A 10,057-nucleotide genomic window follows, 5' to 3' on the forward strand; every position below is an offset into this window, starting at 1 on the left:
CGTGTTCGGGGCGGTCAGCCGGTGTAGCCCTCGACGGTGCGCTCGGAGCGCACCTCGGCGCCGTCGGGGTCCTGGCCGAACTCGCGCCGCGCCCGTCGCTGGCGCAGCAGGTCCCAGCACTGGTCGAGCTCGACCTCGACGCTGCGTAGTCGGGCGTGCTCCTCGTCGACGGTGATGTCGCCGGCCTGCAGGGCGGAGCGCAGCCGGTGCTCCTCGTCGATGAGCGAGCCGATGCGGTCCTGGATCGAGGGGTCGTCAGCCATGGGGCCACGATCGCACGGCCCCACGGGCGCCGTCGAGGGCTAGCATGTGGACAGTGACCACATTCGCGCTCGTCCCCGGTGCCGGTGGCGCCGCCTGGTACTGGCACCGGGTCGTGCCGCTCCTCGAGGACGCCGGCCACGAAGCCGTCGCCGTCGAGCTGCCCGCCGACGACCCGGAGGCTGGGCTGCCGGAGTATGCCGCCCTCGTGACCTCTGCGGTCGACGGCCGTGACGACGTCGTGGTCGTCGGGCAGTCGATGGGCGGCTTCACCGTGCCGATGGTCGCCGCGCGGCGGCCCGTGGCCGGCATCGTCCTGCTCAACGCCATGGTCCCGCTGCCGGGCGAGACCGCCGGGGCGTGGTGGGACGCCGTGCGGTGCGAGGAGGCCCGGGTCGCGGCGGCCCGCGCCGGTGGGTGGAGCGAGGAGTTCGACCTCGACACGTACTTCCTCCACGACGTCGACCCGGCGGTCGCGGCGAGTGGCGAGGAGCACCAGCGTCCCGAGGCCGAGCGTGCCTTCGAGACCCCCTGCGCCATCGAGGCCTGGCCCGACGTCCCGACCCGCGTCGTCGCCGGCGCCGACGACCGCTTCTTCCCGGTCGACCTCCAGCGTCGCGTGGCGCGCGACCGGCTGGGACTCGACCTCGACGTCGTGCCCGGCGGGCACCTGGCCGCGCTCTCGCACCCGGCCGAGCTCGCGGCATACCTCATGGCTTCCGGCGGAGATCGGGAGTAGGACTGGGGGTATGGGACGACCCGTGCTCGGCGTGCTCTACGCGCTCGTGATGGTGGCCGTCGTCGTGGCCGTCGACGTCCTCTTCTTCCGGGACCACGTGTGGGCGCGGCTCATGGTCAACGTGGGCATCGTCCTCGTGTTCGGGGCCTTCTACTTGCGGTTCTTCCGGTCCGTGTGACCGCGCCGCACGACGGGTGAGCGAGGTGCCCGCGTGCGAGGCTGGGCCCGTGATCGACGACTTCGCCAAGGCGTACCTCCACGACAACCTGCGATGGGTCCGGGCGTCCCTGCTGCAGAAGCTGGACGGGGTCTCGGAGTACGACGCACGCCGACCCCTGACGACGACCGGCACCAACCTGCTCGGCCTCGTCAAGCACCTCACGCTGTCCGAGGCGCGCTACCTCGGCGGCATCGTGGGCCGGCCCTTCCCCGAGCCGCTGCCGCAGTTCGACGACCCGGGTTTCGTGAGCCGCGACCAGCTGTGGGTCAGGGTGGACGAGTCGCGGGCCGAGGTCGTCGAGCGCTACCGCCGCGCCTGCGCCCACGCCGACGCGACGATCGAGGCGCTGCCGATCGACGCGCCCGGCCACGTGCCGTGGTGGCCGCGACCGGACGTCATGCTCTTCAACCTCATGGTGCACGTCCTCACCGAGACCAACCGTCACGTCGGCCACGCCGACATCCTCCGGGAGCAGGTCGACGGCGTCGTCGGCGACGACCCGGTGTCGACGAGCGACGACGCGGCCGACTGGGCGGCCCACCGCGAGCGCGTCGAGCAGGCCGCGCGCGCAGCGGGATCCGGCGCCTGAGCCCTAGGGGCTGACGCCGGTCCCGGCTGCTCTTGCGCCGACCTTGCGGCATTCCTGCTGCATATCGCGGCTGCCCTTGCGGCGACCTCGACACACTGGGGCAGCGGCGCCAGTACCGGCGCCGTCACGTGACCGACCGTCCCCGGAGGACCGCCCATGTCAGCCCCCGCCCAGGCGCGCCGCACGCTGCTCGGTCGTGCCGTCCTGGTCGCGGTGGGAGCCGGCGCCGTCGTCCTCGGGGCCCAGTCGATGGAACCGGCGCCCACCCCGGCGCCACGCGCAACGGCGGCCGTGAGCAGCGCACCGGCCGCGCCGGTCACGCCTCGAGCGGCGGAGAGCGACCTCGTGGACGCCAGCGTCTCCACGGGCCTGCGGCCCGTCACCCGGGCGCTCGGCGCCGTCGTGGCCGGACAGCAGTCGTGGGTGCGGATCCCGTGGACGACGGACGCCCCCGTCTGCTCGGTGGCCGTGACGGTGACGGCAGACGGTGCCGACGTCGGCTACCCGGTCAACACCGGCGGCTACTCCTCCTTCTACCGGCAGGACCGTCTCGCGGCATCCGTCCACGACTACACCGCCGTGCGCTTCCTCGTGCCGGCCTTCTCTGCCGCGAAGGTGGTCACGGCCGACGTCACGGCGAGCTACACGACGACGAGCGGCGCGGGCGCCGCGGGCGCCACGGGCAAGGCGGGCACGGCCGCCAGGGCCTCCACGCCCTGCGTCGGCACGAGCGTCACCCGGACCTACCGCGTCACGCTCCCGGTCCAGCCTCCGTCGGCCGCCCCCGCGGCCGCCCTGGCCGACCCGGCTGCGGCGACGTCGAGCTCGGCCGACTGAGCGCTCCGGCTCAGCCGGGGGTCGCCGCCGGGCGGTGCCGACGGGCCGGGACCCCGAGCGTCGTCTCGCGCGCCTCGAGCGTCCACGCCACCTCGACCTCCTCGGCGTCACCGCGCTCGCCGTCGATGCGGCGTGACAGCAGCTCGAGCGCGGCTCGCGCCAGGCCGGTGAGGTCGGGCGAGATCGTCGTGACCGTCGGGTTGGAGTAGCGGGTCTCGGCGATGTCGTCGAACCCGACGATGGCGACCTCGCCCGGCACGTCCACGCCGGCCTCGACGCAGGCGCGCAGAGCGCCGATGGCCATGAGGTCGTTGAAGCAGAAGACGGCGTCGGGGGGCTCGGGCAGCGCGAGCAGCCGTTGCATCGCGGCGTGGCCGTCGGCGCGCTCGAAGTGGGGAACGCCGATGACCAGGTCGGGGTCGTAGGGGAGGCCGGCGCCCTTGAGCGCCTGGCGGTAGCCGCGCAGGCGAGCGGAGGCGGTGCCCCTCATCGTCTCGCGCCCAACGGCTGCGATGCGCCGGCGTCCTTGCGCCACAAGGTGTTCCGTGGCAGCTCTCGCGGCAGCGACGGAGTCGACCGCGATGTGGTCGAAGCCCGGGGGGACGGTCCGTTCGCCGAGCAGCACCATGGGCAAGATGTCAGCGCGCCGGCTGATCTCATCGGGGGAGAGGGCGAGCGGCGAGAAGATGACGCCGTCGATGACGTGCGAGCGCATGCCTTCGAGGACGACGCGCTCGGCGTCGGCGTCGCCTCCTGTCACGTCGAGCAGGACGATGAAGCCGAGGGCGGCCGCCTCCTCGGTGATGCGCGCCGCGAGCTCGGCGAAGTAGGGCGAGTCCATCGCCGGCACGGCGAGGGCGAGGAACCCGGCGCGGCCGTGCTTGAGGCTGCGCGCCGACAGGTTGGGGCGGTAGTGCAGCTCGGCCATGGCGGCCTCGACGCGCTCGCGCGTGCTGGCCTTCACGTGGGGGTGGTGGTTGAGCACGTTGGAGGCGGTCTTGACCGACACTCCCGCACGCTCCGCCACGTCCCGCAGCCGCGCCGCCAACCGTGCCTCCGTCCGTGCGGAGCCCTGTCCGGCCCCTGAGTGAGTGCCCCTGAGTGACTGCCCCTGAGTGCACCCGTGTGCCCCGTCGAGGAACAGGCTAGCGCTCGACGAAGCCGTTCGTGGTGACCTCAGGCCGCCTCTGTGCCCTATTCGGTAACCGTTGGAATCCAGAGCCCGGACGCGCAGAGGTAGCCGTTTCATCCACCGTGGGACCCCGATGCCGACAGGCCGGTGCGACGTCACCGGGCGTCGACGACTCGGACCGCTCCGATGTCGGCGATCGGTCACGCCACCCGGCGACGCGGCTGCCGTCCGGCTTGTGACGTCTGCGGTGTATCAACCACCTCAGGCGAGGCTCTGAGTGTCAGGGGAAACGGTGCGGGGCAGGGGGGCTGCCCCGCACCACACCCCGAATCGCTTGGGCGGCTGGCCCGTTGAGGTACGTTAACCGCCATCAGGGCCCGGGATCGCAGACCTGATCAGTCGCGAGCCGGGCCCTCAGGCGTGCTCTTCAGGCGTGCCCTGGCCCGTCAGGCCGGCCGGCTCAGGTGCGGGCCTCGGCGAGCACCTTGCCGGTGCCGGTGCGCACCTCGAGCGCTTGGATCTCATTGGGTCGCAAGGCCGTCGCGCCGGTGACGCGGGAGTAACCGGCGGGGGTCGCCCGCCACGACGCGGCGCTCGTCGCCTTGCCGCTCCGGTCGATGACCCAGAGGGCCAGCTCACCGTTGGTCGGCATGTCCTCGCAGTTGACGTCGAGCTGGGTGCCCCAGCCGCGCGTCACGAGGGCGATGTCGATGCGGACCTGGCTGCCCGCGACGGCGGCCGCAGCGACGTGCGTCGTCGGCAGTGTCGGTGTGGTCGGTGTCAGCAGCTGCGGACCGAGCCAGGCGCCGGCGGCGAAGAGCACGACCGCGGCCGCGGCGGCCACGACGGACATCCACGTGCGACGCCGGCGGCGGCGTCGGCCGACCTCGCCGAGCAGGGTGACGAGGTGCTCGTCGTCGTGGTCGGTCATGAGGGGAGCGGGCACGGCGACGGGGGTGTCGCTGAGGTGCGGACCACCCTCGGGGCCGGCGAGGTCGAGCAGACGCGGCATCCCGGAGACCTGGCCGAGCTCGGTCTGGCACTGCCGGCACGCGCGCAGGTGCTCGCTGAAGGCGCGGTGGTCGTCGTCGGACAGGCCACCGAGCACGTACGCGCCGAGCAGCACGTGCAGGTCGTCCGATCCGGTGGTCATCTCGTCACTCCCATCTCGTCGAGGATGACGCGCAGGTTGCGCACGGCGTAGTAGGCCCGCGACTTCACGGTGCCCTCGGGCACCCCGACGCGGATGGAGGTCTCGGCGACGGTCAGGCGTTCGAAGTAGAGGTAGCGCACGATCTCTCGGTGGTTGGTCTGGAGGCGGCCGAGGGCTTCCTCGACGAGCACCTGGTCGAGGGCGCGGTCGAGGGCGGAGTCCGCCTCGGCCACGTCGACGAGCTGCGCCTGCTGGGGGCGCCGGCCGGCGGCACGGTGCTGGTCGACGATGAGGTGGCGGGCGGTCGTGATGAGGTAGGCGCGCAGGTTGTCGGCCTCGGGTGCCTGCTTCCACACGCGCAGGATGACCTCCTGGACGATGTCCTCGACCCGGTTGGCGTCGCTCGTCGCGCGCCAGACGACACGCCGCAGCATCGGCCCGTGCTCGCGGTAGATCTCAGCCACCGCCTCGTCGTCCAGCGGCATCCCGCAGCCACCTCCTCACTGGTGCTCCACCGTCCAGAGACGCCTGCGCGGCGCGTCAGGTTCACTCTGTCGACCCCTGAACCGTCTCACGCCGGGAGACGTATCCGACATGGACGCCACCCGGGCGTCGAGATCGAGGAGGTCATCATGATGCGAACCCGATCCATCAGCACGACGGCGCTCGCCGCCGCGGTCCTGGTGCTCACGACGGCCTGTGGGTCGTCGACTCCCGACCCTGCCAGCCCGGCAGCCCCGTCACCGTCGGCCTCCACGTCCGCCGGAACTGCGGCCGGAGGTGGCGGCGCCGAGGTCGCCGAGCTCAAGACGGCGAGCTCGTCCCTCGGGACGATCGTGACGGACGGCAAGGGCATGACGCTCTACATGTTCGACAAGGACACGAAGGGTGGCGCGACGAGCGCCTGCACGGGTCAGTGCCTGGCGGCCTGGCCACCGGCCCTCATGGGTGCGGCCGCGCCCACGGCGTCCGGGGTCACCGGCACGGTCGCGGCGATCGACACGCCGGACGGCAAGAAGCAGCTCACCCTGGGTGGATGGCCGCTGTACTACTGGGCCAAGGACACGAAGCCCGGTGACGTGACGGGGCAGGCGGTCAAGGACGTGTGGTGGGTGCTCGACGCCGCCGGGACACCGATCAAGACCAAGTCCTAGAACCTTCGGGCGGGGCCGGGTCGGCCTAGCGTGGGGCCATGTGCCCCGCCGACCTGCCGAACCCGGCCCAGCACCCCGTCACCGGCGGCCTCTTCCTGTCGCCGGTGCCCGCGGGCTCGGGCTGGCCGGGTGACCCGGCCACGTCCGAGACACCGGTCGCGGCCACCCCTGCGCAGGTGCGCCGACTCGCCACGGGTGCGGACGGCATACGCGAGCTCGATGCGCGCATCAGCGTGTGCCGCGCGTGCCCGCGGCTCGTCGCGTGGCGCGAGTCGGTGGCGACGGAGGGACGTCGCGCGGCGTTCGCCGACCAGCCGTACTGGGGGCGCCCCGGGCCCTCCTTCGGGGACCCGGACGCGGAGGTGCTCGTCGTCGGCCTGGCCCCGGCGGCCAACGGCACCAACCGGACCGGTCGGATGTTCACCGGCGACCGCTCCGGCGACTGGTTGTATGCCGCCCTCCACCGAGGTGGGTACGCGAGCCAGCCCACGTCGGTGGCCTCGGGCGACGGGCTCGTGCTGACGGGCCTGCGCATCGTCGCCGCCGTCCGGTGCGCCCCGCCCGCCAACAAGCCCACGACCGAGGAGAAGTCGACGTGCGCGGCGTGGCTCGACCGGGACCTCGAGCTCTCCGAGCCGCGGCTGCGCTCGATGCTCGCTCTCGGGTCGATCGCCTGGGACGCGGCGCTCGGGGCGGCCCGCCGCCGGGGGTGGGACGTGCCGAGACCCAAGCCGAGGTTCGGCCACGGTGCCGAGGCGGTGCTGGCGACCGACACCGGGCGGCGGGTGCGACTCGTCGGCAGCTACCACGTGAGCCAGCAGAACACCTTCACGGGCAAGCTCACCGAGGCGATGCTCGACGAGGTCATCGCGCGTCTCTGACTGGCGCGCCGTCGTGCTCGACGTGCCGGTCGGGGACATCAGGGCCCGGCTCGACGCCGTGAGGGCGTTGAGGACGGATTTGCCCGCCGGGCACCGCGGACCGCGGCTGGACCTGGGGTGTCGCGGCCGGCATCGGCGTGACCTGGGTGCGTGAGGACGTGCGCGGGACCGGGCTGGGGGAGCGGCTGCTCGCCGACTTCGAGTCCGAGGCGCGGCGCGGGGCTGCAGCCACGTCTTCGTCACGTCGTTCACGTTCCAGGCTCCCGGCTTCTACGAGAAGCAGGGCTATCGCGAGATCTTCCGCTGGGAGGGCGTGCCCACGGCGGACGCGGCCGACGTGCATTTCGCAAGGAGCTGTGACCATCAGGCCACGCAGCCGAAGGCCCAGTGAGTGGCCATGACGTCACCGTAGGAGCGGATGCGGACGTGCGGCGTCCTCGACGCCAGGCGGGAGTCGGCGGCGCTGAGGAGGGGCGACGATGTGCGGCCGGCGGTCATGGGCGAGGGTGGGGGTGTGGAGCCACGCAGCGTTCGCCCGTACATCGTCGCCCTCGGCCTGCTCTGGATCGTCCCAGCCGTCCTCGTGCTCGTGCTGCACCTGACGCTCCCGGACTACAACGCCTCGGGGCAGTGCACGGGTCTCGGCTTCGGCTGCACCCCGACCCCCGCGGACACGGTGCTGTTCCTCGGCTATGTGGCCGCGCTGCCGCTCTTCCTCCTCGGCATGGTGGCCTGCCTCGTCATCGCCGTCGTCCGCGGCCGTCGTGACCGGCGCGCCGCCGGCCGCGACGAGGGCAGGACTGCTGACCGCCCCGAGGACGTCGACCCCCAGGGCTGACGCCGTCGGCGCGTCGATGTCAGAGGCCGTCGACGAGCAGCAGGGGGTCGATCCCCAGGACTGCGAGCATCCCGGCCGTGGCCAGCGCACCGGTGACCACGGCGATCAGCAGAGCCGTCAGCACCCGGGGCCACGCGGCGGCCCGCGTCCGGCGGGCCAGTCGCGACAGGCCCAGCGCGCCGAAGACGTTGGTGCCGATGCCGACCGCCAGCGCCAGCTCGTAGCGGTCGACGTCCGGCCCGTCGACCGAACCGAGCCCCGCGACGGAGGTGAAGCCGAAGGTCAGGGCGTGCTTGACGAGCAGCGCGAGGGCCAGACCGACCAGGAACGCCGTCGTCAGGACGCCGATGGCCAGTGACCACCACGGCAGGCTGAGTCCCCACCGACCCTCCGCCGACTCTGCCGCGGCCATGGGCGCCATCCTCGCGGCTCGCTGTCGTGGACCGCGTCCGTAGGCGTACTCGACCTATGCGGTCGGGTGCCCTCAGTGGTGACGCGCATAGCCGAGGAGCTCGGGGCAGGGCGCGCACGACCGCCTGCCGTGGGAAGGGGTGCTCGTCCTGCGAGAAGACGTCGGCCAGCCCGAGGACCGCTCCCGGCTCCCGAACCTGTGTGGCATCGAGCAGAGCGATGGGTGATGATCGTGGTGACTCGCTGATCCGCCGACGTGTCAGCCTCATCGCACGACAGGGGAGTTGAGGTCCACATGTCCGACGTCTCAGCCAGAGCACTCAGGGGCCGTTTGCGCTCGTTCTTCGACCGGGGCGGCTTCTGGCGGCTCGTGCCCCTCGTCGTCGTCTACCTTGCCATCTACCTCGGCGCGGGCCTGCTCGCGTCGAGGGTCTTCGCCCGACAGAGTGAGGAGGAGCTGCTGACGACCGTCGGCAGCGTCTTCGTCGACGTCACCTTCGCGCTCATCGTCGGCGCTGTCGTCCTCGGCGTCTTCCTGTGGGCGATGGGCTGGACGCGCGAGATCTTCGGCCCGCAGCCGATCGGTGGGTCGCGGTGGATGTGGCTGGGCCCGATCCTCGTCACGATCCCCATCGTGCTGCGCGTGATCGGCCCGGACTACGGGAAGTACGGCATCGCCGTCATCGTGCTCACGATCGTGACGGGGTTGCTCGTCGGACTCGTCGAGGAGGTGCTGACGCGCGGCATCGCCGTCAAGATGCTGCGCGATGCGGGTCACTCGGAGCGCGTCGTGGCGCTCGTCTCCTCGTTGGTCTTCGCGGCGCTCCACTCGGTCAACCTGCTGAGCGGTCAAGCGGTCTCGACCGTGGGCGTCACGATGGCCTACACGTTCGGGTTCGGTGTCTGCATGTACCTCACGATGCGCGTGACGCGATCGATCATCCCGGCGATCGTGCTCCACGGGCTGACCGACCCCTTCGTCCTGCTGTCGACGGGTGGCATCGACGAGGTGGGCACGAACGGGACCCAGAACACCCTGCTGACCGTCGCGGGGTCGTTCAGCTTCATCATCATCGTCGCGGGCCTGATCCTCGTGTGGTTCGTCCGAGGACGCGTCGTGGAGCGGACCGACGTGAAGGCCGCTGAGGGGATCGGCGCGACACAGGCCTGATGCCGATGCGGGCCTGAGCCCCCTTCGCGTCGGGCGACGACGCCCTCAGGTCGGGGTGAAGTCGACGAGGTGCAGGTGCAGGGTGCCACCGGAGGGTGCGGGGTAGCGGCGACTGAGTCGGGCGGGTGGTCTGCGACGGTCCGGCGCGTGTGCCCCGTCTGACTTGTCCGGCCCGTCTGACTCGTCCGGCCCGTCTGACCGGTCCGGTTGGGTGGGGTCGGGGGCCAGGGTGAGCCGCGGCGGCGGGGGCGGTGTGGGTGGTGGGGGTGGTTTCTGGGGTGGGCCGATGAGCAGGCCGGTGTCGGTGTGGAAGGTGAGCCCGTCGGGGTGGGTGGGGTCGCCGGTGAGGGTGAACTCGCCGCGGTGGTGTCCGTCGTGGTGGAAGGTGCACAGGGCCAGGAGGTTGCTGGTGTCGGTGGGGCCGCCGTCGCGCCAGTGGATCAGGTGGTGGATCTCGAGGTGGTGGGTGGAGGCGCAGCCGGGGAAGCGGCAGCCGCGGTCGCGGTCCAGGACCAGGACGCKGGTGCGGTGGGGGACGACGCGGTGGGCGCGGCCGACGTTGACGGGGTGTCCGTCGGTCTCCCAGACCGGGGTGAGCTGTCCGTCGCAGGTCAGCTGGTTGGTGATGTGTTGGGGCAGGCGGGGGCGGCCGGTGAGCCAGCCACCGTCGG

15 protein-coding genes are annotated in these 10,057 nt (G+C 72.3%); 8 read left to right on the forward strand and 7 right to left on the reverse strand.

Features of this window, described 5'->3' with window-relative positions; genetic code table 11:
* Nucleotides 1–14 precede the first annotated feature (14 nt).
* Nucleotides 15–263: a DUF2630 family protein gene (locus AB4Y83_RS01765; RefSeq protein ID WP_020141871.1), complete on the reverse strand. Its 249-nt coding sequence runs from the start codon at nt 261–263 to the stop codon at nt 15–17.
* 44 nt (nt 264–307) lie between these two features.
* On the opposite strand from AB4Y83_RS01765, the gene AB4Y83_RS01770 reads away from it, so the two are divergent.
* The 4 genes from AB4Y83_RS01770 to AB4Y83_RS01785 all read left to right on the forward strand — a co-directional run bounded on the left by AB4Y83_RS01770 (nt 308) and on the right by AB4Y83_RS01785 (nt 2,646).
* Nucleotides 308–1,000: an alpha/beta fold hydrolase gene (locus AB4Y83_RS01770; protein WP_442295864.1), complete on the forward strand. Its 693-nt coding sequence runs from the start codon at nt 308–310 to the stop codon at nt 998–1,000.
* Nucleotides 1,001–1,010: 10 nt separating this feature from the next.
* Entirely contained in the window at nt 1,011–1,178 is a 168-nt protein-coding gene (locus AB4Y83_RS01775) for a hypothetical protein (RefSeq protein ID WP_200958960.1), read from the forward strand.
* A gap of 49 nt (nt 1,179–1,227) precedes the next feature.
* Nucleotides 1,228–1,809, forward strand: coding sequence for a DinB family protein (locus AB4Y83_RS01780; RefSeq protein WP_442295865.1), 582 nt, complete (start codon nt 1,228–1,230; stop codon nt 1,807–1,809).
* A gap of 156 nt (nt 1,810–1,965) precedes the next feature.
* A complete protein-coding gene (locus tag AB4Y83_RS01785; RefSeq protein ID WP_442295866.1) occupies nt 1,966–2,646 on the forward strand; it encodes a hypothetical protein in 681 nt (226 codons plus the stop codon).
* 10 nt (nt 2,647–2,656) lie between these two features.
* Here AB4Y83_RS01785 and AB4Y83_RS01790 read toward each other — a convergent pair whose 3' ends face one another.
* The 3 genes from AB4Y83_RS01790 to AB4Y83_RS01800 all read right to left on the reverse strand — a co-directional run bounded on the left by AB4Y83_RS01790 (nt 2,657) and on the right by AB4Y83_RS01800 (nt 5,416).
* Nucleotides 2,657–3,673: a LacI family DNA-binding transcriptional regulator gene (locus AB4Y83_RS01790; protein ID WP_442295867.1), complete on the reverse strand. Its 1,017-nt coding sequence runs from the start codon at nt 3,671–3,673 to the stop codon at nt 2,657–2,659.
* Nucleotides 3,674–4,238: 565 nt separating this feature from the next.
* Complete coding sequence (locus AB4Y83_RS01795) at nt 4,239–4,931, reverse strand: zf-HC2 domain-containing protein (RefSeq protein WP_442277004.1); 693 nt, start codon at nt 4,929–4,931, stop codon at nt 4,239–4,241.
* Nucleotides 4,928–5,416 carry a sigma-70 family RNA polymerase sigma factor gene (locus tag AB4Y83_RS01800; RefSeq protein WP_442277005.1) on the reverse strand — a complete coding sequence of 163 codons (489 nt, stop codon included), beginning with the start codon at nt 5,414–5,416 and terminating at the stop codon, nt 4,928–4,930. Before AB4Y83_RS01800 ends, AB4Y83_RS01795 begins: the two co-directional genes overlap by 4 nt.
* 147 nt (nt 5,417–5,563) lie before the next feature.
* Between AB4Y83_RS01800 and AB4Y83_RS01805 the strand changes: the two genes are divergently transcribed.
* On the forward strand, nt 5,564–6,085 hold the full coding sequence (locus AB4Y83_RS01805) for a COG4315 family predicted lipoprotein (protein ID WP_442277006.1): 522 nt from the start codon (nt 5,564–5,566) through the stop codon (nt 6,083–6,085).
* A 38-nt stretch (nt 6,086–6,123) separates the two neighbouring features.
* On the forward strand, nt 6,124–6,966 hold the full coding sequence (locus AB4Y83_RS01810; RefSeq protein ID WP_442277007.1) for a uracil-DNA glycosylase: 843 nt from the start codon (nt 6,124–6,126) through the stop codon (nt 6,964–6,966).
* Between the two features lie 363 nt (nt 6,967–7,329).
* On the opposite strand, the gene AB4Y83_RS01815 is transcribed toward AB4Y83_RS01810, so the two are convergent.
* Entirely contained in the window at nt 7,330–7,464 is a 135-nt protein-coding gene (locus AB4Y83_RS01815; RefSeq protein ID WP_442295868.1) for a hypothetical protein, read from the reverse strand.
* Nucleotides 7,465–7,480: 16 nt separating this feature from the next.
* On the opposite strand from AB4Y83_RS01815, the gene AB4Y83_RS01820 reads away from it, so the two are divergent.
* Nucleotides 7,481–7,804: a hypothetical protein gene (locus AB4Y83_RS01820; protein WP_442295869.1), complete on the forward strand. Its 324-nt coding sequence runs from the start codon at nt 7,481–7,483 to the stop codon at nt 7,802–7,804.
* A gap of 19 nt (nt 7,805–7,823) precedes the next feature.
* Here the strand turns inward: AB4Y83_RS01820 and AB4Y83_RS01825 are convergent, their stop codons facing one another.
* On the reverse strand, nt 7,824–8,216 hold the full coding sequence (locus tag AB4Y83_RS01825; protein WP_442295870.1) for a hypothetical protein: 393 nt from the start codon (nt 8,214–8,216) through the stop codon (nt 7,824–7,826).
* Nucleotides 8,217–8,510: 294 nt separating this feature from the next.
* Between AB4Y83_RS01825 and AB4Y83_RS01830 the strand changes: the two genes are divergently transcribed.
* Nucleotides 8,511–9,386, forward strand: coding sequence for a CPBP family intramembrane glutamic endopeptidase (locus AB4Y83_RS01830; RefSeq protein WP_442295871.1), 876 nt, complete (start codon nt 8,511–8,513; stop codon nt 9,384–9,386).
* 45 nt (nt 9,387–9,431) lie between these two features.
* Here AB4Y83_RS01830 and AB4Y83_RS01835 read toward each other — a convergent pair.
* On the reverse strand, nt 9,432–10,057 hold a 626-nt coding region (locus AB4Y83_RS01835; protein WP_442295872.1), incomplete at its 5' end, for an HNH endonuclease.

The organism is Terrabacter sp. RAF57 (genome assembly GCF_052113925.1).
Taxonomy (GTDB): domain Bacteria; phylum Actinomycetota; class Actinomycetes; order Actinomycetales; family Dermatophilaceae; genus Terrabacter.